Annotated in this window: 18 protein-coding genes and 1 riboswitch; of the genes, 6 read left to right on the top strand and 12 right to left on the bottom strand. The window is 32.1% G+C overall.

Features of this window, described 5'->3' with window-relative positions; translation table 11 throughout:
- Window positions 1-163: 163 nt before the first annotated feature.
- From EBB51_RS03800 to pflA, 3 genes are all read left to right on the top strand, one after another.
- Window positions 164-1,510 carry an aspartate aminotransferase family protein gene (locus EBB51_RS03800; RefSeq protein ID WP_123053235.1) on the top strand — a complete coding sequence of 449 codons (1,347 nt, stop codon included), beginning with the start codon at window positions 164-166 and terminating at the stop codon, window positions 1,508-1,510.
- Between the two features lie 81 nt (window positions 1,511-1,591).
- A riboswitch (ZMP/ZTP riboswitch) is annotated at window positions 1,592-1,670 on the top strand.
- A 112-nt stretch (window positions 1,671-1,782) separates the two neighbouring features.
- Window positions 1,783-4,014 carry a formate C-acetyltransferase gene (pflB, locus tag EBB51_RS03795; protein ID WP_123053234.1) on the top strand — a complete coding sequence of 744 codons (2,232 nt, stop codon included), beginning with the start codon at window positions 1,783-1,785 and terminating at the stop codon, window positions 4,012-4,014.
- Between the two features lie 24 nt (window positions 4,015-4,038).
- On the top strand, window positions 4,039-4,761 hold the full coding sequence (gene pflA, locus EBB51_RS03790; protein WP_123053233.1) for a pyruvate formate-lyase-activating protein: 723 nt from the start codon (window positions 4,039-4,041) through the stop codon (window positions 4,759-4,761).
- Between the two features lie 9 nt (window positions 4,762-4,770).
- On the opposite strand, the gene EBB51_RS03785 is transcribed toward pflA, so the two are convergent.
- Complete coding sequence (locus EBB51_RS03785; protein WP_123053232.1) at window positions 4,771-5,184, bottom strand: Rrf2 family transcriptional regulator; 414 nt, start codon at window positions 5,182-5,184, stop codon at window positions 4,771-4,773.
- Window positions 5,185-5,291: 107 nt separating this feature from the next.
- The gene (locus EBB51_RS03780) at window positions 5,292-8,345 is read right to left on the bottom strand and encodes an insulinase family protein (protein WP_123053231.1); all 3,054 of its coding nucleotides are present in this window, start codon (window positions 8,343-8,345) and stop codon (window positions 5,292-5,294) included.
- Window positions 8,346-8,691: 346 nt separating this feature from the next.
- On the opposite strand from EBB51_RS03780, the gene cooS reads away from it, so the two are divergent.
- Window positions 8,692-10,602, top strand: coding sequence for an anaerobic carbon-monoxide dehydrogenase catalytic subunit (gene cooS / locus EBB51_RS03775; RefSeq protein WP_123053230.1), 1,911 nt, complete (start codon window positions 8,692-8,694; stop codon window positions 10,600-10,602).
- 323 nt (window positions 10,603-10,925) lie between these two features.
- On the opposite strand, the gene truA is transcribed toward cooS, so the two are convergent.
- Entirely contained in the window at window positions 10,926-11,663 is a 738-nt protein-coding gene (gene truA, locus EBB51_RS03770) for a tRNA pseudouridine(38-40) synthase TruA (protein WP_123053229.1), read from the bottom strand.
- A gap of 405 nt (window positions 11,664-12,068) precedes the next feature.
- Here truA and EBB51_RS13815 point away from each other — a divergent pair, with 405 nt between their 5' ends.
- Both EBB51_RS13815 and EBB51_RS13810 read left to right on the top strand, forming a co-directional pair.
- Entirely contained in the window at window positions 12,069-12,212 is a 144-nt protein-coding gene (locus EBB51_RS13815; protein ID WP_243103909.1) for a hypothetical protein, read from the top strand.
- The gene (locus EBB51_RS13810) at window positions 12,164-12,439 is read left to right on the top strand and encodes a bacteriocin immunity protein (protein WP_347560955.1); all 276 of its coding nucleotides are present in this window, start codon (window positions 12,164-12,166) and stop codon (window positions 12,437-12,439) included. Before EBB51_RS13815 ends, EBB51_RS13810 begins: the two co-directional genes overlap by 49 nt.
- Before the next feature lie 81 nt (window positions 12,440-12,520).
- Here EBB51_RS13810 and EBB51_RS03760 read toward each other — a convergent pair whose 3' ends face one another.
- From EBB51_RS03760 to EBB51_RS03720, 9 genes are all read right to left on the bottom strand, one after another.
- Complete coding sequence (locus EBB51_RS03760) at window positions 12,521-13,540, bottom strand: Gfo/Idh/MocA family oxidoreductase (protein ID WP_123053228.1); 1,020 nt, start codon at window positions 13,538-13,540, stop codon at window positions 12,521-12,523.
- A gap of 96 nt (window positions 13,541-13,636) precedes the next feature.
- Window positions 13,637-15,034, bottom strand: a complete 1,398-nt coding sequence (locus tag EBB51_RS03755; protein ID WP_123053227.1) for a sugar porter family MFS transporter — start codon at window positions 15,032-15,034, stop codon at window positions 13,637-13,639.
- A gap of 321 nt (window positions 15,035-15,355) precedes the next feature.
- Entirely contained in the window at window positions 15,356-16,252 is an 897-nt protein-coding gene (gene iolE / locus EBB51_RS03750; RefSeq protein WP_123053226.1) for a myo-inosose-2 dehydratase, read from the bottom strand.
- 31 nt (window positions 16,253-16,283) lie between these two features.
- Entirely contained in the window at window positions 16,284-17,300 is a 1,017-nt protein-coding gene (gene iolG / locus EBB51_RS03745; protein ID WP_123053225.1) for an inositol 2-dehydrogenase, read from the bottom strand.
- A gap of 458 nt (window positions 17,301-17,758) precedes the next feature.
- A complete protein-coding gene (iolD, locus tag EBB51_RS03740) occupies window positions 17,759-19,705 on the bottom strand; it encodes a 3D-(3,5/4)-trihydroxycyclohexane-1,2-dione acylhydrolase (decyclizing) (RefSeq protein WP_123054969.1) in 1,947 nt (648 codons plus the stop codon).
- A 25-nt stretch (window positions 19,706-19,730) separates the two neighbouring features.
- Window positions 19,731-20,531 carry a 5-deoxy-glucuronate isomerase gene (locus tag EBB51_RS03735; RefSeq protein ID WP_123053224.1) on the bottom strand — a complete coding sequence of 267 codons (801 nt, stop codon included), beginning with the start codon at window positions 20,529-20,531 and terminating at the stop codon, window positions 19,731-19,733.
- 18 nt (window positions 20,532-20,549) lie between these two features.
- On the bottom strand, window positions 20,550-21,566 hold the full coding sequence (iolC, locus tag EBB51_RS03730) for a 5-dehydro-2-deoxygluconokinase (RefSeq protein WP_123053223.1): 1,017 nt from the start codon (window positions 21,564-21,566) through the stop codon (window positions 20,550-20,552).
- Between the two features lie 10 nt (window positions 21,567-21,576).
- Window positions 21,577-22,422 (bottom strand): class II fructose-bisphosphate aldolase, encoded by an 846-nt coding sequence (locus EBB51_RS03725; RefSeq protein ID WP_190285323.1) that lies wholly within the window; start codon window positions 22,420-22,422, stop codon window positions 21,577-21,579.
- Between the two features lie 8 nt (window positions 22,423-22,430).
- Window positions 22,431-23,585: an iron-containing alcohol dehydrogenase gene (locus EBB51_RS03720; protein WP_123053221.1), complete on the bottom strand. Its 1,155-nt coding sequence runs from the start codon at window positions 23,583-23,585 to the stop codon at window positions 22,431-22,433.
- Window positions 23,586-23,893: the final 308 nt, after the last annotated feature.

The following is a 23,893-nucleotide window of genomic DNA, read 5'->3' as shown; positions in this document are numbered from 1 at the left end:
TGTCTAAATAAGTATAACTTAATTTTTTAATTATTTATTAAAAAATGGTTGAATTTATCTTTAATGTGTAATAGAATAGTTAATAACAAATGAGTTAATAAATACTTAAAAAGTTAATAACTAGTTAATTTATTTTTATTCATGAAAGGGGAGTGTATTGACTATGAATGTAAAACACTGTGAAAATATTGTTGCTCAAGATGCTGAGGTTATTGGAGCTGCTTGCAGGGTACCTTACTATCCAATGGTTGTGAAACGCGGACGAGGAGCTATAATTGAAGATGCTGATGGAAATCAATATATAGACATGTTATCTAGTGCAGGAGCAGCTAATGTTGGTCATTCACATCCTAAAGTTGTAAACGCAATCATAGAACAAGCAAAAGAAATCATTCACTACACACCAGTTTACACATATCATGAACCTTTAGTTAAATTAGCTAAGGAGCTAACAGAAATAACACCGGGAAACTTCAAAAAGAAAGTTATATTTGGTCTTACAGGATCTGATTCTAATGATGGAATGATTAAATTAGTTAGAGCTTATACAGGGAGAAGCAAAATAATTTCCTTTATTGGTGCTTATCATGGATCCACATATGGTTCTATTTCACTTTCTGCTATAAGTTTAAATATGCGCCGAAAAATTGGACCTTTAGTTCCAGATATATATCACATAAATTATCCTCACTGCTATCGCTGTAAGTTCAATAAGAAGAAAGAAAGTTGTAATTTAGAATGTCTACAAGATTTAGAAGATAAATTTAAGAGTTATTTACCACCAGAAGAAGTAGCTGCAGTAATAATGGAACCTATACAAGGTGATGCAGGGATTATTGTACCTCCACAAGAGTATGTTAAAAAGCTGTATGAGTTATGCAAGAAAAATGGAATTTTATTTGCTGTTGACGAGGTACAGCAGGGCTTTGGAAGAACTGGTAAATGGTTTAGCATAGAAAACTTCGGAGTTGAACCAGACATAATAGTTATGGGAAAATCAATAGCCTCCGGCATGCCAATGAGTGCAATTGTGGCAAGGGCAGAGATTATGGATGCATTAGGTCCCATTGCACATGCTTTTACAACTATGGCCAATCCTATATGCTGCAAGGCAGCACTTGCTACAATTAATATAATAAAAGAAGAAAACCTTTTAGAAAACTCCAAAAATTTAGGTAAGTATGCCAAAGAACGTTTTAATAAGATGAAAGATAAATATCCACTAATAGGAGATGTTAGAGGCATAGGACTTAATATAGGTGTTGATTTAGTTAAAGATAGAAATACAAAAGAGAGAGCACAAGAAGCTGCAGCAAAAATTTGTTATAGATGCTGGGAAAAGGGAGTGCTGCTTACCTTTTTTGCAAACAATGTATTACGTGTTCAGCCGCCGCTTGTTATAACTAAAGAGCAGCTTGATAAAGCACTTGATGTTATTGAATCTTCAATAGTGGATTATTTAAGAGGCGACATTCCAGATGAAGTTCTTACTGCAGCCAAGGGCTGGTAGACAAAAAAACAAATTGAAGAATTTATATTGACATTATTTTTAAAGTATGATATTTTAACATTGTAAATAAAATTGAATTTAAATGGATCGTATAACCGGCGGAAGTGGATATAACCACAGGGAGTATGATTCTTGAAAGCCGACCGCCTGGGCAATAATAGTCCAGGCGGTCTTTTTATTTAACATATTAGTAATATTTTCAAAATAACAATATGCATATTTAAGTTGTATACAGCAAAGTAATCTAAAGAAATATTAGAAGGAGGATTTTTATGAAAAAAGAATGGAATAATTTCAATCAAGGAATATGGGCTGAAACTATTGACGTGAGGAACTTTATACAAAAAAATTATACTCCTTATACTGGAGACGAAAACTTTCTTGCACCTGCTGCTTCTAAGACTAAAACTCTTTGGGAAAAATGTGAAGGTTTAATATCAGACGAAATAAAAAAAGGTGGAGTACTTGATGTAGATACAAAAACAGTATCAGGCATAGACAACTTTAACCCTGGATATATAGATAAAGAAAATGAAACTATAGTTGGTCTTCAAACAGATGCACCTTTAAAGAGAATGGTAAATCCATTTGGTGGAATCAGAATGGCAAGACAAGCTCTTGACGCCTATGGATATAAAATTGACGAAGAAATGGATGAAATATTTACAAAGTATAGAAAAACTCATAATGAAGGTGTATTTGATACTTATACAGAAGAAATGAGAACAGCAAGACACGTTGGACTTTTAACAGGTTTGCCTGATGCATATGGAAGAGGAAGAATCATAGGAGACTTTAGAAGAATAGCTCTATACGGAATAGATTTCTTAATAGAGGAAAAACAAAAAGATTTGAAATCATTAAAAGGTGACATGCTTGAAGATTTGATAAGACAAAGAGAAGAGGTTGCTGAACAAATTAAAGCTCTTAAAAAGATTAAATCCATGGCTAAAAAATACGGAATAGATATCTCAAATCCAGCATCAAATGCAAAAGAAGCTGTACAATTTACTTACTTTGGATATCTTGCAGGCATAAAGGAGAATAATGGGGCAGCCATGTCCCTCGGCAGAGTTTCAACATTTCTTGATATATATATTGAAAGAGATTTAAAGCTTGGAATAATAACTGAAGCTGAAGCACAAGAACTAATTGATCAATTTGTAATAAAACTAAGGCTTGAAAGACACCTTAGAACACCTGAATACAATGAACTATTTGCTGGAGATCCAAATTGGGTTACTGAATCAATAGGTGGTATGGGAATAGACGGCAGAACACTAGTTACTAAGAATTCTTATAGATTTCTTCATACTCTTACAAATTTAGGACCTGCTCCAGAACCAAATATGACAGTACTGTGGTCTCAAAATCTCCCAGAGCCATTTAAGAAGTACTGCTCAAAAATGTCAATAGAAACTGATGCACTTCAGTACGAAAATGACGATATAATGAGACCAATATATGGTGATGATTATGGAATAGCTTGCTGTGTATCTGCAATGAAAATAGGTAAAGAAATGCAATTTTTCGGTGCAAGATCTAACCTTGCTAAATCATTATTATATGCAATAAATGGTGGAATTGATGAGAAAAAATTTGAAAAAGTAGTTCCTAATATTAAAAAATTAGATGGAGAATTCTTGGACTATAAAGAAGTTAAAGATAATTATTCCAAAGTATTAGAATATGTTGCAAATCTCTATGTAAATACACTTAACTTAATTCACTATATGCATGATAAATATGCATATGAAGCAGGGCTTATGGCACTGCATGATACTAATGTGCACAGATATTTAGCATGTGGAATAGCAGGACTTTCAGTTGCAGCAGATTCATTAAGTGCAATAAAATATGCAAAAGTAAAACCAATAAGAAATGAAGATGGGATTGCTATTGACTTTAAAGTCGAAGGAGATTTCCCTAAATACGGAAATGATGATGATAGAGCAGATGATATAGCAGTTGAAATAGTAAATACATTTATAAATGAACTTAGAAAAACTAAAACATACAGAAATGCAGAACATACACTTTCTGCTCTAACAATTACATCAAATGTAATGTATGGTAAAAAGACAGGAACTACACCTGATGGAAGAAAAGCTGGGGAACCTTTAGCTCCAGGAGCTAATCCAATGCACGGCAGGGATAAAAATGGAGCTCTTGCATCATTAAATTCTGTAGCTAAAATACCTTATCGTTCAGTTTGCCAAGATGGTGTATCAAATACTTTTTCAATTACACCATCTGCACTTGGAAAAGATGAGACAAGCAGAATAAATAATCTTTCATTTATTTTAGATGGATATTTTTATAAAAGTGCTCATCACTTGAATGTAAATGTAATGAATAGGGAAACATTATTAGATGCAGTAGATCATCCAGAAAAATACCCTACTTTAACTATAAGAGTATCTGGATATGCAGTTCACTTTATCAAACTAACAAGAGAACAGCAAATGGAAGTTATACACAGAACTTTCCATGAGAGAATGTAAATTTAAATTATTGAAGGGATTTGTATGGGAAATATTCATTCTATAGAAAGCATGGGTTTGGTTGACGGCCCTGGAATACGTGTAGTTATATTTTTTCAAGGATGCAGTATTAGGTGTGCATTTTGCCACAATCCAGAGACATGGAAATTAAATTCAGGAATTCATATAAGTGCAGATGAGCTTTTAAAAAAAGTTGAAAGATTTAAAGTTTACTTTGAAAAGTCAAATGGTGGGGTAACATGCTCCGGCGGCGAACCTCTCATGCAGCCTGAATTTTTAATTGATTTTTTAAAACTTTGTAAAGCTAATAATATACACACAGCAGTTGATACAGCAGGCTTTGGCATTGGTATGTATGATGAGATTTTAAAATACACAGATCTTGTTATTCTCGACGTAAAAAGCATAGATGACAATGGTTATAAAAGTTTAACTGGAAAAGGTATTAGTGAATTTTTAAACTTTGTAAAAGCAGTAAATAATTCAAACTCTAGAATATGGCTTAGACATGTAATGGTACCTGGAATAACGGATAGTAAGGAGTGTATGGATAAATTAGTTAGCTTAATAAAAGAATATATTGATCTATCCAAAGTTGATAAGTTTGAAATCTTACCTTATCACACATTGGGATTAGACAAGTATAGAAATTTAAAAATTGACTATAAACTTGAAGGAATAAAAGATATGGATAAAGATACTGCGCTTGAATTTGAAAAATACGTAATAAAAAAACTTTATATTTAAAATGGGAAACTAATGTTTCCCATTTTTTAAATCTTCAAAATTAATTTTTTCAAGTTCAGATGTAAGATTTCTATTTACTTTTTCAAGCACCATATGTACTTCGCATTTCCCTGCTCTTTTTGCAGTACAGTAGTTAGGATCAAGTATACATCTATTTAAACAAATTGGTCCATCTATTGACTCAACAACATTTTTAATTGAAATTTCCTCTGGAAATTTGTTTAGAGAATACCCACCATTTTTGCCCCTATACGAAATTATTATACCTGAAGCCACAAGTTTTCTTAAAAGCTTTAATAAAAACCTCAGTGGAATCCTTTGACTATCTGAAATAGTGGCAGCATCTACTTTATTTCCATATCCAACTTTTGATAGATAAAGTACAACTCTTAATGCATAATCTGCTTCCTGCGTTATTCTCATATATCTTCTCCTTATGTGTAATATTTAAAGTATACTCAACTAGTATACTTTAAATATATTACTACTTATTCTACTTGTCAATAATATAATTATGATGCAGCAAAATTTTAGTTATCTTTTTCTTCTTTTGAAGTTAGTACATTTTCTATCGTACTAAAATTATCCTTATTTTCTTCTATCTTTGATTCTCCACCTACAACACAAATGTAATTTTGCTTTAATACAGCATCCATAACAGGTGCAAAATCTCTTATATCTTGTTCTGTAGTAGATACAAGTTCATCTCTTTGCTTCTGAATGTCAGATTGATTTATGCCTTCTAAATACAGTTCATCCGCTGTAATTCCATCTCCTGCAGGTCCTATAAGTGTATTAACATAATTGTATTGATTATCTACATTTGAAGCTGCACTTATTATATAGTTATCCATCTGCTTTTCATCCACATTAAAGTTCTTTAAGTATTCAGGTATTCCATTAAAAACATCCAAGGTCTCTTTTAAATTAGGATCCATATAAGAATGGAACAAAATAGTACCATTATTCATACTTGATCCTGCCCCATAAGCGCCTCCTTTAATCCTTATGTTGTTCCACAAGTAACCATCTATTATGTTTTGAAGTACCATATACTTACCACTTTGTGTATATCCTGATTTTTTAAGATCTCCGCCTTTAAATACATATTGAACTTTTGAAGGAATGATAATCCCTTCATTTATCTTAGAACTGTCAAAGCTGTATTTATACGTCTGCAATTTTTCATCTTTAAGATTAGCAGCAAACTTACTAAAATTATCTGCAAAATTTCTATAATTATCATCATTTCCAATAAAACTTGCAATCATATCCTGTTTATTGAATACAATATCTCTAACTTGCTGCAGATTTTGAACAATTTCATCACTCTTACTATCAAAGTTTTTATTAAGATCACATATAAATGCATATAGTCCATCATTAACATAATTTTGATATCTGCCGGAACCAGACATATATGATAAAACTTTTTGAAAACCCATAGTATTTCCATCATATGCTCTAGATTGTTCTTGTTTTATCCTCATCTGCTTTATTATTTCTTTCAATCTAGCCTTATCACTTAAATTTGAATTAAAAATAACTTCTTTTAAAAGATCAAAAGATGGCGATAAGTTATCGTCTGCAGATGATATTTGTGCAGCAAACTTTGGGAAATAGGAATCATTGTCTCCATTTTTAACTAAACAATTAGTATAAAATGCCGTGCTTCCATTTATCATATTTTGTTCTAATAACTTTTCCTTAGAATAATTTTTTGTATCTATATTACCAAGAACATTATTTAATAAGTATATGTATCCTAGTTTATCCTGAGGTACCTTAGCAGTATCAAAATACATCGTTACAATATCCAATCCATTAGTATTTATAGGATGATCTAAAACTTTAAAACCACTTTCATTTTTTTCTACAGTTTTATATTCCTTAACATTTTTATTTATATCTGAGCGTGATAATGTTGGAAGTGTATTTAGTTCTTCCTTTGATGGTGGTGTTTCCTGCCACTTCTTTAAGTCCTGTGTATCTTTAACAAGTTCATTTATTTGATCTTTTGAAAGCGAAGCCTTGTATTTTGCTAATTTTCCTTTAAGTAAAGCTTCATTTTTTTCTTCAAGTCCAGGTTTTGGCACCAAAGCTACTAAGGATGAATGGTTATTATCCAGCAAATATTTTTTTATAAGATTTTGTGCATTACTTTTAGCATAAGTTAAATCAGCATCTATATTTAAAAATGTTGTAGGATCTCCCCCACAAAGCCAGCTCATCATAATTAAATTATTATATGCTAATGCATAATCTCCCTGCATCACTCTCCTGCTGTAATTTTGTCTTTTTTCAACTGCATTTAATAAACTTTCATCTATTCCATTTTTAACTATACCCTGAAGTGTATCTGCAATAACTTTCTTAAATTTATTTCTTTGATTTTCATTAACATTTTCTGCTGCTATACTAAGAACAGGTTGAATACTGTCAGCATTAAATTTAACTGATACGTTACAGCCAAATCCATTATCTTTTAAGGCTTTTGTGATGGGTGAAGATGGGAGTCCGCCTAAAAGTGTACTGATAAATTTAAATGAGTTAACTAATTCTTCATTTGTGACTTCATCAATTACATAATTTAAACTTAAATAAGTTTTATTTTTAGTATTTGTTCCGCTTTCAACAGGATATGATACCTTCTTTTCAACCATTTTAGTAAAAGGTTTTTGAATCTTAAGTTCTGTATTTACTTGCTTTTTCGGTATTTTATTTAAGTAATTGTCACCTATAAATTTCAACTTACTATTAATGTCCATTTTGCCATATAGATAAAAATAACTATTTGAAGGATTGTAATTGCTATTGTATGTATCCACAAGTTCATCGTAAGTTAGCTTTGGTATTTCGTCTGGAAGTCCGCCGGATTCATACTTATAAGAAGTATCTGGAAATAAGGATTGCTGTATAGCTCTGCTTAAAATCCAGTCAGGGGAAGAGTAATCTCCTTTCATTTCATTATATACTATGCCATTGTACTTTAATTCACTATCTGGAGAATTGAGTTCATATCTTATGCCTTCCTGTTCAAAAATCTTCTTATCTTTTAATACATTAGGGTAAAAAACTGAATCTAAATACACACTCATTAAGTTTTGGAAATCCTTATCACTCTTGCTAGATACAGGATAACTTGTACTATTGTCCGATGTAAATGCATTTAAAAATGTACTCATGGATTGTTTCATAAGTTGATTTAGAAGATCTTTAACTGGATACTTTTCGGAACCTTCAAGTACAGAATGTTCTATTACATGATTTACACCTGTATTGTCCTTTGAAGGTGTGCGAAAATTTACACACATCATTTTATTGTCACTGTCATTTTCAAGATATATGAGATGTGCACCGCTTTTAAAATGTTCATAAATATAAGCAGTTGATTTTATATCTTTTATCCACTTCTTAGAAATTAATTTAAATCCTCCTAAAGAATCATCATCTATAGACATGGTTATTAATTGTGTATTTGTTTCTGATGCTTTAACACTATTTAATGTCTGCACTGCAAATGTCTGTGATGCAAATATTAAAAGTGTAGTTAATATTGTTATGCCCTTCAATCTTTTAATCATTTAACGTCCCCCTTGTATACGTTTACTTTATATGGATATTTTACTATAGGGTGAATCTTCAGACAGTTTGTTTAAAATAAAATTAGAGCACTTCTAAAACAAGAAGTGCTTTAATTTATCAATATTATTATGCCTTTACTTATCTAAAATTATTATATACTTATTTTTCCAAATTAATTCTTGTATTTTATAGTATATCCTACAGCTAACTTTAACAATATGTATCTTACTTTTTCAATTAACTAGGAAATTATGATAATACTTGACAGACTAATTTATATATACATAGATATACTAATTAAAAGGAATCTATTAACATATAAAAGTTAAAGGAGTGAATAAATTTATGACCCAAACTACTTTGAATAAAAGAGCTAGTTACCATGATTCTGTTGAAGAAATGCTAAAAAGGATAAGAGAAGACAAAATGTCAAATGTCTTTGACAGATATGAACTTCAAGAAAAAATCCGCTGCAAATTTTGTCTTCAAGGGTTAAGCTGCCAACTTTGTTCAAACGGACCTTGTAGAATCAGCGAGAAAACTGGTCAAGACAGGGGTGTATGCGGAATAGGTCCAGATGCTATGGCAATGAGAAACTTTCTTTTAAAGAATATAATGGGAAGTGGTACATATAGCCATCATGCTTATGAAGCCTTTAGAACTTTAAAAGCCACAGCTGAAGGAAAAACACCTTTTAAAATTACTGACATAAATAAGCTTAAGTGGATGTGTGAAAAAGTAGGAATAAATACAAATCAAGAAGTTAACGATATGGCAATTGAACTTGCCACTTTACTTGAAGATCAACAAAGAATTGGTGTAGAAGAAGACAATATAATGGTTAAAGCTTTTGCTCCTAAAAAGAGAAAAGAAGTTTGGAGAAAATTAGGTATATACCCAGCTGGTTCAGTACATGAGGAACAAAATTGTGTTGCCAGCTGTCTTACAAATGTAGATGGAAGCCATGTTTCTCTTGCAATGAAAGCACTTAGACTTGGTATAGCCACAATATATAATTCTCAAATAGGACTTGAAATGGTTCAAGATATACTTTTTGGGACTCCAAAACCTCATGAAGTAAATATGGATTTGGGAGTTATGGATCCAGACTATGTAAATATAGTATTTAATGGACATCAGCCGTGGCCCGGCGCTGCATCAATATTAAAGGCAAGAACAGATGAAGTGCAGCAAAAGGCAATATCTGCTGGAGCAAAGGGACTTAGAATTGTTGGTTCAATAGAAACTGGTCAAGAACTCCTGCAAAGATTTGATATGGATAAAACTTTTGTAGGTCACACGGGAGACTGGCTCAGCATAGAACCGCTGTTAGCCACTGGTGCCGTGGATGTATTTGCAATGGAAGAAAACTGTTCACCTCCAGCTATAGATATGTATGCTGAAAAATATCAAATAACTCTAGTTTCAGTAAGCACTATCATAGATTTACCAGGACTTAAATATAAGATTCCATATGACCCATCAAAAGTTGACGGTATGGCAGATAAATTAATTGACCTTGGAATAGAAAATTTCCGCAAGAGAAAAGAAAGAAATATAAAAGCAGTTGTTCCAAAGAGAACTCAAAAAGCTATAGCCGGCTTCTCTACTGAGGCTGTCTTAGGTGCTCTTGGAAACAAACTTGATCCCCTAGTTGATGTAATAGCTTCTGGAAAAATAAAAGGAATAGTAGCACTTGTAAACTGTTCTACTTTAAGAAATGGTCCTCAAGATTGGGTTACAATAAACCTAACAAAAGAACTTATAAAAAGAGATATACTAGTAGTAAGCGGAGGCTGCGGAAATCACGCCCTTGAAGTTGCTGGACTTTGTACCTTAGAAGCAGCAAATGACCTTGCAGGAAGCGGTCTAAGAGAAGTTTGCAGCATGCTTAAAATTCCTCCTGTGTTGAGTTTTGGAACTTGTACAGATACTGGTAGAATATCCATGTTAGTTACTGCACTTGCAGATCATCTTAATGTTGATATTCCTCAGCTTCCAATAGCTATTACTGCACCGGCATGGATGGAACAGAAAGCAACCATAGATGGAATTTTTGCACTAGCTTATGGTACTTATACTCATTTATCCCCCACTCCTTTTATGACTGGTGCTCCAAAACTTATAGACTTACTAACTAAAAAGTGTGAAGATGTAACTGGAGGTAAATTAGCTTTAGGTGACAATCCTCCAGAAATTGCAGATGGTATTGAAAGTCATATACTTAAAAAAAGAAAAGAAATGGGTTTAAGTTAATTTATAGGGTTTGTAGTTTGCAGCTTAACTTACACTCGGGATATATTTGCAAATTTCAGCACGTTAAAAAGTTTTAACAGCTCTAAGCTTGTATTTTGAAAATCTAAGTAGATTATATAAACTCGCAAGCTCAAACAATATATAATCTACTAAGATTTTCTAAAATACTTCACTAAGAGCTGTAAAAAACTTTTTAAATGTGCTATCATTTTACAAATATATCTCTGCGTGTAAGTTGATTTGCAAATTAAAATAACTATACATTACTTTTAGCTTAAAACTTAGTTTGCACGCAGGGTATGGTATGCTGCCAAAATAAAAGTTTAATATTGAACAGTTTTTAAACACAACCCTTTTGCTTGAGCTATGGGGATTGTTTCCGGTCTTTCCTTTTTCTCTAATATTTCTTTTACATCCTTATCCTCAATTTTTCCCATACCCACTTCTATAAGGGTTCCAGTAATTATTCTCACCATGTTAAGTAAAAATGAATTTCCATTTATCTCTATGGATATCATCCCATTATTCTCATTTATCTTTATATAATTGATGGTTTTAACAGTTGATTTATTACTAGATTTTAATCTAGTAAAGCTTTGGAAATCATGAGTTCCAACTAAAACTTCAGCTGCACTCCTCATTTTATTCAAATCAAGCTTTTGATCAATATGATATACATACTTTCTATTAAATACATCTCTAAACTTATTATTATTTATCGTATATACATAAGTTTTAGATTTAGCATTATATCTTGCATGAAATCGCTCTGAAGTATCCTTCATGGATTTTACTACTATATCTTCAGGTAAAAACTTGTATAAATAATCTAACATATCATCTATACTCAATGTACAATTTGTATGAAAGTTTGCTATGTAATCTTCTGCATGAACACCAGTATCAGTTCTGCCGCATCCTATTACTTGGATGTCTTCTTCAGTCATCTTACTTAAAACATTTTCTAGTTTTGCCTGTACAGTTAAAATTCCTTCTTTTTGCTTTTGCCATCCTTTATACTTACTTCCATCGTACTCAATTGATAATTTCAAATTTCTCATATAATACCGCCTTTTATTTAGTTATTCTTAAATTAGTTTTTTCCATAAACATATAAATTATATACTATTATTCAAAATAAACAAAGATATATTAATATAATTTTTCTAATACAGATTATTGATCATAAGATTGTTTAAAATTTTGGATAGATTTTTGCCCATCCAAAATTTTTCCGTTTTTTAATATAATCTACAAAATAGGTTTCAAGTTATATAATTGACACAAACCGTTTTTTGTTCTGCATTGATGTTTGATTAATATTAAACTATAATGTTGGTTGAAATGGATGTTAATGGTGGAAAAATTGTTAAACTATTACTTTAACATCTTATATTATGGAGATTTAATAAAATATATTGGTTTTTAAAAATCGTTGAAATAAAAATAAAAAGAGGGGAGAGGTTATGTTTTGTTACGATTTTCATAACCAGGGAAAATCGTCAATGAAAAAGGGAAAAGATGAACAAACAGCAATTAACCTATTTGATACTTTTAAAAGATTGATTTTGGAAAGAGTTCACAAGACAATAGATATTCTAGACTTCTAGACATTTTAAATTGTGCAATTGAACGCACTGCAAATAGAAGCCAAACACCACAACTTGAGGCACGATCAGTATTTATAAACATTAGTACAATATGTTTTGTAGACAAAATTAAATTAAATAAAGAAGAAGTTGATATTCTCCAGAAAATAGACAAGTTCTCACATTCGAAAGGAATTTGGGGAGAAATGAATACTTTGAATATCTCAAATATGCGGCTTGGTAAGTAATTTTAATCAAAGGGAGGAGAGAACGTACCTAGATTTGTGTAAATCAAATCTAGGTACGTTCTCCTCCCTTCCATATAAGTCCTATGAATTATATGGAAGCATTTCTCCTTTTTCAAATGATTCTTTACATCTATTTGCAATTTTTGATACAGCTGTACCATCATATACTGTTACATCAGGCTGATGATTTTTTTGAATGCATTTAACAAACTCAACCATTTCATCTATATAAGCATCATGCCAGCGAGCAAGAAAATCTGGATAACATTCACGACATACACCATGTTCACTCAATACTTCAAGCAAGCTGTCCGTTCCAACAGATCCAATACGAAGTGTACCACGTGTACCAATGATTTCAGTTTCTACATTACAGCCATGTGCAGCAGCCCTACCTGCAAATAGGAATGCCATAGTTTCATCTTCAAATTGAATAAGACAGCTTACATTGTCTCCATCATTCCACTGACTATATTGTTTGAATTCAAAACATCCACCAATTCCCCACATATTTTTAGGTTCGCTTCCAGTAAACCAGCGGCACAAATCTATATCATGAACACACATATCCAAGAATTGTCCTCCACTGTGAGGTCCAAACTTCAAAGCACCTTCTATACCAGTTATAGGGTCCTGAGTATATGAACGTACTAAAACAACTCTTCCAATATCACCATTTTCTATTTTTTCTTTTGCCTTGCGGTAAGATTTATCATAACGGCGCATGAAACCAAGCATAAATATTTTGTCCTTATGTGCTTCTACTACCTTCTCAACTTGTTTACAGTGTTCTATATTGGTATCAAGCGGTTTCTCGCAGAAAACATGCTTGCCTGCTTTTAGTGCAATCTCAATCTGCTGTGTATGAAGTGCAGATGGAGTTACTATAGCAATTGCATCTAGTTCTGGATTATTACACATCTCAGCAAAGTCAGTATAAGTGTATTCAACACTTAGCTCCTCTGCCACTTCCTTAAGTCTTTTCTGATCCATATCACAAATGGCAGTTAATTCAGCTCCAGGTACACGAGTTGCAATATTGCAGGCATGTTCATAGCCAAGTCGTCCCAAACCTGCAGAACCAATTTTAATCTTTTTCATTTTTAATACCCCCTGTTTTGTTTATTTAGATATTAACAATTTTTCATACTGTTTGTGTTAATTAATATAATTTAATCAGCAATTACTTTTTAGCAGTTACTTCGCTATTTTATCAGTTAACTCACTTTTATCATAATTTCTAAAATATTGTTCCATCTCTTCGAGGGATTTACCAAACGTTTCTGGTACAAATTTATATGCACATATTATACATATAACTCCACATCCTACAAATAACATAAATGTACTAGATAAACCAATCGTTGCTACTACTATAGGGAAGCATAAACCAACTCCAAAGTTACCTATCCAGTTAAAGAATGTAGCAACACCATATCCTATTCCTCTTACTCTCATTGGGAAAATCTCAGATAATAATAACCATGTTAACGGTCCTAGAGTAGATTGGAATATTGCTAGGTAAATCATAGTTAAAACAACCACTAAGTAAGGAAGTACAGCTGTACCTACTAGCACACGTGAAACAATACTCATTGCGAGCAGGGTTAAAGTGGTTCCAACATATCCACCTATGAGTAAAGGTCTTCGTCTGTATCTATTTGCCATGTGGTGCATATAAGACCACGATGCAATAACAGACATACATCCATTTGCTACATTTGCAATTAATGCTGTTTTAACTCCAAATCCAGACTGTTCCAAAACAGTTGTTCCATAATACATTATTACATTAATTCCTGCAAATTGTTGTATAATAGCTATTACACATCCAATAACTACAATTCGCTTAATCCACGGAGTACCTAAATCTTTAAAAGTAGCCTTATCGAGATTTTTTTTGATTTCTCTAAGGTCTGATTCAGCTTCTGCATCATCACGTGTTTGTCTTAAAACCTCTAGTGCTTGGGCAACTTTTCCATTGGCAGCCAGCCATCTTGGTGTTTCAGGAACTATAAACATTCCAAACCACAGCACAATTGCTGGAATAGTAGAAATAACTATCATATAACGCCAAACTCCAGGATTATTACAAAAATTCCCCAGAATACTATTAAATATATATGCTAATAGCTGTCCTGTAACGATCATCAATTGATCTTGAGAAACAAGACTTCCTCTTATTTCAGTAGGAGCCATTTCAGCCAAAAATGTTGGCACAACAACTGATACTCCTCCTACTCCCACTCCTACTATGAATCTGCACATAATTATGACTGCTGCATTAGGTGAAACTGCACATCCTACCGTAGAAAAGAAAAAAATTGCAGCAAGTATTTTAAGTATTTTCTTTCTTCCATATTTGTCGGCAAGACGCCCCCATGCTACTGCACCTAAAGCTGCACCTAATAGTAATGAGCTTGTAACAAGTCCTTCAGTTAAAGGCGTTAAATTTAATTGATCTTTTCTGCTCATAAAACTAAGAGAACCATTTATTACTCCACTATCATAACCAAATAGGAGTGAACCAAAAGTTGATAAAATGGATATTTTCTTTAAAAACTTTCTTCTAGATTTATTAACGCTTTGCTCCATTTCATTAATCCCCCCAAACTATTTACTATTAATATTTCATAAATTTTACGATAAATATATAACATTTGAACTTTTTAGTCTTTTATACTTATTCTTGATGTAATATAATAAATATGTTACTATTACAATGTAATGGTTTTCCATGGAAAGGCTAACAATATAAAATTAATATCTTGCATATAATAAATGATAAGGTTACATTATATGTAAATACTTTATTTGTATGCTTTCTATGAGAAATGCTTCATATAACAAGATTTTACGTTTTGCTTTGGGGTCTTACTCAAAAGCAAAACGTAAAAGGAAAATTTTTATGGCAATTTAAAATCCTATCTTATCCTCAATATATTTTCTTGCCTTTAATGCATATTCAAGTGGATTTGCTATAGCTGGATCTTGTTCAGCTTCTACTAGCATCCATCCTTCGTAATCGTTGTCAGAGAGTATTTTAAATATTGGTTCAAAATCTATGCATCCATCTCCAGGTACTGTGAAAGCTCCTTCTCTAACTCCTTTAAGGAAACTCAATTTTTCTCTCTTAACCTTGTCCTTTTTTTCAGGTCTAACATCTTTTAAATGTACATGCTTTATTCTATTTACATATTTTTTTGTTATAGCAACTGGATCTTCTCCAGAATATACTAAATGACCTGTATCGAGTAATAAATAAACTAAACTATCATCAGTCATCTCCATAAGCTTATCTATTTCTTCTGTTGTTTGTACTACTGTACCCATATGATGATGGTAAACTATTTTCATATCCTTTTCTTTTGCAGCTTCTCCTAATTTATTAAGTCCATCTGCAAGCATCTTCCACTCTTCTTCATTCATATGGTATTTTCCATCAAATATTGGAGTATCCATCTGTCCTTGTATGCTGTGTCCTTGTTCTGAAACAACAATTACCTTTGCGCCCATAGCATGTAAAAAGTCTCTGTGTGCAATAAATGCTTTTTCTGTTTCTTCATATGGTTTTGTTGTTAAAAATGAACTAAACCATGCACTAGCTATTTGTAATCCTCTCAAATCAAGAGCCTTTTTTAAAACCTTTACATCTTTAGGATACTTATTTCCAACTTCTGTACCTTTAAATCCTGCTAGCGCCATTTCGCTTACAGCTTGTTCAAAAGTATTTTCTTTTCCTAAGTCCGGCATATCATCATTGGTCCATCCTATAGGACAAATTCCTATTTTTACTTTATCCTTATTAAACATTTGCAGTTCCTCCTAAATCTTAAAATGAATTCTAGTATTTTATTTCTGATATTTTAACAGGTCTATTTTCTTCTAATGATTTTTTTGCAGCAAGTCCAATGAGTACTGGCTTTAATCCATCATCTGCATTTACCGGAGTATCTTTATCGTTTACAATAGCATCAATAAATTCTCTTATTTCTTCTGCATAAGCCTGCATATATCTCTCAAGGAAGAAGAACATTGGTTTTTCTGCTGTAACACCATTTTCTGTTGATATAACTGCTGATGATACTGAATCATTCGATATAGCAACTTGTCCTTTTGATCCAAATACCTCTGCTCTCTGGTCATATCCATAAACTGATTTTCTAGAATTATCTATAACTGCCATAGCACCATTTTCAAGTTTCAAAGTTATAATAGCTGTATCAACATCTCCGGCTTCTCCTATTGCATTGTCAACTAAAACATTTCCTATAGCATAAACTTCAACAACTTCACTGTCCATTAAATATCTAACCATATCAAAATCGTGTATAGTCATATCAAGGAACATTCCTCCTGATACCTTAACATAATCAATTGATGGTGGTTCAGGATCTCTTGAAGTTATTTTTAAAATATGTGGTTCTCCTACTTTTCCATCTAGTACTGCTTGTTTAATTGCTCTGAAATTATGATCATATCTTCTGTTAAATCCAACTTGATATTTAACTCCAGGGTTTTTCTTGAGTGTTTCTATAACATCTTTTATTTTAGAAAGATCATGATCTATTGGCTTTTCACAAAATACATGTTTATGTGCCTTTATAGCTTCAATTGAAATTTTTGAATGTGTGTCAGTTGATGAACAAATCAAAACAGCATCTATTTCTGGATCATTTAATATTTCTTTATAATCAGTATAAGTATACGGTATTCCTTTTTCTTTAGCCCATTTTTTCTGATCTTCATTTAAAAATGGATCAGCTATTGCTTTAATTTGTGCTTCTTTTACATATTTTGATATGCTTTCACCATGTACTCTGCCTATTCTACCTGCGCCAATGATTCCGACTTTTAACATAAAAACATCTCCTTTATACATTATGTAGGTAAGTTAAAAAATCAATATAAAAAACGATTGCAGCAATTAATTTAAATATTGTATTTTAGTAATGTATTTATCTCTTATAATTAATTATACATTAATTTCACATATTTGCAATACATTTTTGTGATTTTTTGAGTATATCTTGTTCATATATTGAATATGTGGTCAAATATCTACCATAACTTTGCTAAACTCTTCAAAAACACTATTCAATCTCAAAATATTTTTCAATCAACTCATACAGTTCTTCAATTCGTAACAAGAACCAGAGGACAGAGGGCAGAGAAGGAAGATTTTTGATAACTCGTTTCGCTAAAGCGAAACATTGCTAATTTATATAAATTTAGAGATTCTTTTGCGTTAGCAAAAAATCAACCTTCACTGTCAATTGTCCTGTGTCCTCTGTTTTTATATTACGAATTATAGATAAATTAGTACTTTTTTGCATTTCCAAGGAATTTTTGTTTTTGAGCATATGCATCTTGTATTGACTTCTTATTGGACACTTCTGCAACGCCAACATGCCACCATGACTTGTAGCCATTTGTCATTGTCTTAGGCAGTACCTTTACATCTATTAAAGTTGACACGTTTTGATTTCTAGCATCTTCTAATGCGTCTTTTAATTCATCAATAGTTTTTACTGTATATGATTTAGCTCCATAACCTTCTGCACATTTTGCAAAATCCACAGGAACATAATTACCATTCAATCTGTTTTCATCTTCATTTCTGAATCTAAATTCAGTTCCAAAACTGCTCATTCCATTTCCCATTTGCAGATTATTTATACATCCAAATCCGCAGTTGTCAAATAAAATTACATTTATCTTCTCTTTTTCTTGAATTGAAGTTATAAATTCTGAATGTAACATTAGGAAAGCACCATCGCCAACCATTGTATATACTTCTCTATCAGGTTCTGCAAGCTTTACTCCCAAAGATCCCGATACTTCATATCCCATGCATGAATAACCATATTCCATGTGATAACTGTACTTTTTAGTTGAATACCATAATCTTTGCAAATCTCCTGGAAGACTTCCTGAAGCACCAACTACTACATAGTTTCCATTTAATTTTTCTTCTAAAAATTTATTGATTTCACCTATAGCTGTAGTCTGAGTAAGTGCTGATTTATTCATTTTATAAAATTCATCTAAAAACTCTTCATTTTGTCCTGCTATTTCAGGCTTAAATCCTGCTTTTGGATATTCAATACTATACAATCTTTTTACTTCATTTTCCCACTTATTCTTAGCTTCTTCTATTTCATTTTTATAAGAACTCTTATAAGACAGCTTTTCAAGAGCTTCCCTTAATTGTATAAGACATGCTTTGGCATCTCCTACTACTTTTGCTGCATCCATCTTGTATGCATGAAATACAGAAGTATTTATTGTAACAAAATCAACATCTTTATTTCTAAACAATTCCTTTGATCCTGATGTAAAATCAGTAAATCTAGTTCCTACACCTATTACTAAATCCGCACTTTCAGCTATAAGATTTGCTGCTAAGTTTCCTGTAACTCCAACTCCTCCAAGATTCAATTTAAAATCACTTTCTACTGAACTCTTTCCAGCTTGGGTTTCACCAATAGGTATTTTAAATTCTTCCGCAAACTTTTTAAGTTCTTCTCCAGCTTCTGAATACTTTACACCACCGCCGCATATAATAAATGGTTTTTTCTTTGAAGCTATTAATTTAGAAGCTTCTTCTATCTCTTCATCAGTTGCTTTTCTTCTAGCAATCACATGCACTCTCTTTTTAAAGAAGTAGTCTGGAAAATCATAGGCTTCTCCTTGAACATCTTGAGGTAATGCAATACATACAGCTCCCGTATTATCTACACTTGTAAGTACTCTCATAGCATTTATCATTGCACTCATAAGTTGTTCTGGTCTAGTTACTCTATCCCAATACTTACATACAGCTTTAAATGCATCATTTGTAGTTATAGACAGATTATTTGTATGCTCTACTTGCTGAAGTACTGGATCTGGCTGTCTTGTTGCAAATGTATCACCTGGAAGTAATAATACTGGAATATTATTTGCAGTAGCAGTTGCTGCTGCTGTTACCATATTAGCTGCTCCCGGTCCTACAGATGATGTGCATGCATATATTTTTCTTCTTCTGTGCTGCTTTGCAAATGCCACAGCTGCCTGAGCCATACCCTGCTCATTTTTTCCCTGACGTACTATAAGATCTCCTCTGTTTTCTTCTAGTGCTTGTCCAAGTCCTACTACATTTCCATGTCCAAATATAGCAAATATTCCTTCTACAAATCTTTCTTCTTTACCATCAAATTTTACGTACTGATTATTTAAAAATTTAACCAATGCTTGAGCTGTAGTCAATCTAATTGTACTCATTTTAAAATCTCCTCCTGCTTTAATACTACTTTTCAGGCCATATTTTAACATCTTTTTCCCATAACCACTTGTGTTCATCAACATCAATTCTATCTGTCCATGGATTATCTTTAAGATGTCTTATCATCCAGCAATAGTACATAGCATATCCGGGTGCTGATGTTTGAGGATGAACATCTCCTCCATGAATAGCAACAAAACTATTATCAGTTATCATATGTGCAGTATCTCCTGTGAGACACATTCCTAATCCTTGAGGTTTATTGAATTTATAATAGTATACTTCAGGTTGTGGATGGTAATGTGGTGGGTAACTTGACCATTTTCCAGGAAAAGTTATAACTTCTCCAATTACCATATTGGAATAAGGTGCATTATGATAATCAAATACAGTTCTAACTACTCTTCTTGCAGTATCATTCCATACTCCTTTGCCAAATATATCACTTTGACACTCTTTTGGAGAATACAATTTTGCAGTAAAGTCATTTTTATTTTCTGCAGCTTGGAAGATTATTTCACTTTCTTCTTCTGCTTTTACTGTTACTTTTATACCATGTGGGACATGAAGGCACCATGGATCTTCATCAAATACAGAATGTCTTTCTATGATTTCTTTATTGTGGAGCCAGCTTATCTCAACTTTTCCAGTCAAAAGAAGTACAGCTATTTCCTTGTCACTTTCTTCATATGATTCTTCTGAACCTTTTTTAATCTTGTTTACTGAAATATCCATAAACATTTCTTTATACGGACCGCTTATTCCGCATATTTTGTTTTGACCATATTTTAAAGAACCTAAGTTTCCAAATTCACTCAAACTCATGTATAATTCCTCCTTGCTTTAAGATCTTGCTACCATCTCTCCATATTCAGCTTTTTCTTTCTTTATAAATTCTTTTATTTCTTCAACTTTTGGCATTGCATCTGAACAACTGTGACTTGCAACTAACATTGCAGCAGAAGCACTTCCAAATTCAAGTGCATCCATAATGTCCCATCCTTCTAGAAGAGCATATATAAATGCTGAACCGTAGGCATCTCCACCGCCAAATGATTTTAAAAGTTTTACAGGGAAAGGCTTTATGTTATAACTTTTGCCATCACTTGTATAAGCTGTTGAACCTTCTTTACCGTGTTTTATAACCACAATTTTATTTCCATATTCAATCCATCTCTTGGCAGTTTCTTCATCACTGCTATCTTTGCAAATTAATCCTTCCATAAGATCAAATTCTTCCCTTGATCCTATTATAAGATCACTATTTTTTCCTACTATCGAATAGTAAATTGCAATTTCATTTTTATTATGCCAGTTATATTCTCTATAGTCTATATCAAATATAACTACTGTGTTATTCTTTTTAGCATACTCTAATGCTTTTAAAGCAGCTTCCCTTGATGGACTTTGAGCTAATGCAGTTCCCGATATTGAAATTGCCTTTGCATTTTTTATATACTCTTCATCAATTTCATCTACATTCAAGCTTAAGTCTGCAATGCTATTTCTATACATTAAAATACTGCTTTCAGTTGGACTCAATATTTCTGTAAATGTAAGTCCTAAAGATTCACCATTTTTAGCTCTATAAACATTTGATGTATCTATTCCCTCTTTTTTAAAGTAATCAATTATAAAATCTCCGAACCTATCGTTTGATATTTTTCCTATAAATCCTACCTTTTTTCCTAACCTAGCAAGTCCGACTGCTACATTAGCTGGAGAACCTCCCAAATATTTTTTAAAAGTTGTACTTTCAGCTAATGTTCTATTTACATCTACAGGATTAAAATCTATTGCTGCTCTTCCTAGTGGTATTACATCAATTTTTCTATTATTATCAAACTCTATATACTTCATACTTATCCTCCTACGCTTTATTTTCAGTGCCAAATATTTTAATGTGCCTTTTTACATTTAAGTAAGCTCCTTCTATTTCTGCTTCATGCAGTTTAAAATAATCAACAGTTTTAGATTTATCGCAGAGCATCTTCACATTATTAGCAACAGACATAAATGTAGCAGTTGCTATGTTTATTTTTCTCATTCCCAAAGTTACACATTTTCTAAAATCATCATCGCTTATACCTGAACCTCCATGTAATACTAATGGAACGTCCGCATTTTTATCAACATCCTTAAGCACATCAAAGTTTAAATTAGGTGAACCCTTGTAAACTCCATGAGCATTTCCTATTCCTATTGCAAGTGCATTTACACCTGTTTCCTTATAAAATCTCTTTGCATCTTCTGTATTCGTATACAAAGCTGATATGTCTTCACTTCCATCTTCACTTCCGCCAACTCTTCCAATTTCAGCTTCTACTGACGCTCCATATTTCTTCGCCTCAGTTATAACATCTTTAGTCAACTTTATATTATCTTCAAGCGAATGTTTAGAACCATCAATCATAACTGAAGTAAATCCAAGATTAAGAGCTTCCTTTATACAATCCATAGTTAAACCATGATCTAAGTGTACTGCTACTGGAACTTTGGCATCTTTAGCCGCTGCAATCATAACAGGACCTATAAGTTTAAGCGGTGAATGTTTGAGTCTGGCTTCTGCAATTTGAAGTATAATTGGTGCATTTAATTCTTCCGCAGCTTTTACAGCACCTATTATCATTTCCATATTTGCAATACTAAAAGCTCCTACAGCATATTTTTCTTTCTCAGCATTAGCTAACAAATTTTCTAATTTTTCTAGCGACACAGTATCACCTACTTCCAAAGATCTTTATATATACTTATAATATCTTCCTTTTTAACTTCTCTCATAGTATTTTGAGGACTTCCACTATCAAGTGCATCACTTGCCATTTTATCCAAGTTACCATCAAATTTGCTTTTATCAACGCCAAACTCTTCTAGTGTTTGTACATGTAAATCTTTACATAAATCTTCAACTGCTTTTATAAAAGCCTCACCAGCCTCTATATCACTCATTCCATCTTTATATATTCCGATTGCCTTTGCTAAGTCACAAAACTTATCTGGTGCTCCAGATAGTGCAAATTTTAAACAATCTGTTAGAAGCATTGCATTTGAAAGTCCGTGAGGTACATGGAAAAGAGCTCCTATTGGTCTGCTCATACCATGAACTATTGTAACTGATGAATTATTAAATGCTATTCCAGCTTGAAGTGCTGCTATAGACATTTCCGTTCTTGCTTTAATGTTACTTCCATCATTATATGCTTCAAGTAAATTGTTAAATATTTTCTTTACTGCTGAAATTGAGAATATTTCAGACATAGGTTGTACAAGTTTTGATGTATACGATTCAATTGCATGTGTCAATGCATCCAATCCAGTTGCAGATGTAACACCTTTTGGAGATGTCATTGAAAAAACAGGGTCTATTATTGCAATTGTAGGAATTAAGTACGAACCTTTTAAAAGCATCTTTATATTCCTCTTAGTGTCTGTTATTATAGTAAACTGAGTTGCTTCTGATCCAGTTCCAGCCGTAGTTGGTATTGCAACAAGCGGCGGTGTTTCTTTTTCTATTACCTTTCCTAAATAGTCATTAATATTACCAGGATTAGTTATCATTGCACCTATAGCTTTCATTGTATCTATAGGACTTCCTCCACCCAATGCTATTAAGAAATCACAGTTTTCGTCTTTATATTTCCTGATTCCGTTTTCAACCATAGAATCTGTAGGTTCACCATTTACATCATGGTAAATTGCATATTTTACATTAATTTTGTCCAATAAATCAGTAACCTTATTTATGTTACCTAACTTAACCATAATATCATCTGTTATTATAAGTGCTTTGCTTCCAAGTAACTTTATATCATTACCTGCTTTATCTAGGGCACCTTCGCCAGTAACAACGTACCTTGGCATTAAAAATAAATTACTCATATTTTCACCTTCTCATACATAATTAATTATTTATAATCACTATTTGTTTGTTATGTTATGGTTATCTTTTGATTACATATTATCACTAGTTTATAAATTAGTCAACATTTTTTTATTATTTTAACCATTGATTTCTTTATTACTATATAATTGAATATATTTTGGTTAATTTAAGACTGATTTTATACTCAACTAGTTTACTTTTATTAATTTTCATATATAATTATATATATATAACATAATCAAATAATTTGTAGTATACGAATAATAATGTTTTGTTTTTATCATATAAATTCACTAAACCTACA

The organism is Clostridium sp. JN-1 (genome assembly GCF_003718715.1).
GTDB lineage: Bacteria > Bacillota > Clostridia > Clostridiales > Clostridiaceae > Clostridium_AV.
Note: the sequence above shows the minus strand (reverse complement) of the source record. Positions and strands in the feature narration are given on the sequence as shown.

Bases quoted from the DNA above. Each gene is read 5' to 3' on its own strand.
- EBB51_RS13815 (WP_243103909.1), top strand. From the start codon at position 12,069: ATGTTTTGTTACGATTTTCATAACCAGGGAAAATCGTCAATGAAAAAG.
- iolC (WP_123053223.1), bottom strand. From the start codon at position 21,566: ATGAAGTATATAGAGTTTGATAATAATAGAAAAATTGATGTAATACCA.
- EBB51_RS03800 (WP_123053235.1), top strand. From the start codon at position 164: ATGAATGTAAAACACTGTGAAAATATTGTTGCTCAAGATGCTGAGGTT.
- iolG (WP_123053225.1), bottom strand. From the start codon at position 17,300: ATGTTAAAAGTCGGAATCATTGGCGCAGGTAGAATAGGCAGAGTACAT.
- cooS (WP_123053230.1), top strand. From the start codon at position 8,692: ATGACCCAAACTACTTTGAATAAAAGAGCTAGTTACCATGATTCTGTT.
- EBB51_RS03720 (WP_123053221.1), bottom strand. From the start codon at position 23,585: ATGAGTAATTTATTTTTAATGCCAAGGTACGTTGTTACTGGCGAAGGT.
- EBB51_RS03735 (WP_123053224.1), bottom strand. From the start codon at position 20,531: ATGAGTTTGAGTGAATTTGGAAACTTAGGTTCTTTAAAATATGGTCAA.
- EBB51_RS03760 (WP_123053228.1), bottom strand. From the start codon at position 13,540: ATGAAAAAGATTAAAATTGGTTCTGCAGGTTTGGGACGACTTGGCTAT.
- pflA (WP_123053233.1), top strand. From the start codon at position 4,039: ATGGGAAATATTCATTCTATAGAAAGCATGGGTTTGGTTGACGGCCCT.
- truA (WP_123053229.1), bottom strand. From the start codon at position 11,663: ATGAGAAATTTGAAATTATCAATTGAGTACGATGGAAGTAAGTATAAA.
- EBB51_RS03785 (WP_123053232.1), bottom strand. From the start codon at position 5,184: ATGAGAATAACGCAGGAAGCAGATTATGCATTAAGAGTTGTACTTTAT.
- EBB51_RS03780 (WP_123053231.1), bottom strand. From the start codon at position 8,345: ATGATTAAAAGATTGAAGGGCATAACAATATTAACTACACTTTTAATA.
- EBB51_RS03755 (WP_123053227.1), bottom strand. From the start codon at position 15,034: ATGGAGCAAAGCGTTAATAAATCTAGAAGAAAGTTTTTAAAGAAAATA.
- iolE (WP_123053226.1), bottom strand. From the start codon at position 16,252: ATGTTTAATAAGGATAAAGTAAAAATAGGAATTTGTCCTATAGGATGG.
- pflB (WP_123053234.1), top strand. From the start codon at position 1,783: ATGAAAAAAGAATGGAATAATTTCAATCAAGGAATATGGGCTGAAACT.
- iolD (WP_123054969.1), bottom strand. From the start codon at position 19,705: ATGAGTACAATTAGATTGACTACAGCTCAAGCATTGGTTAAATTTTTA.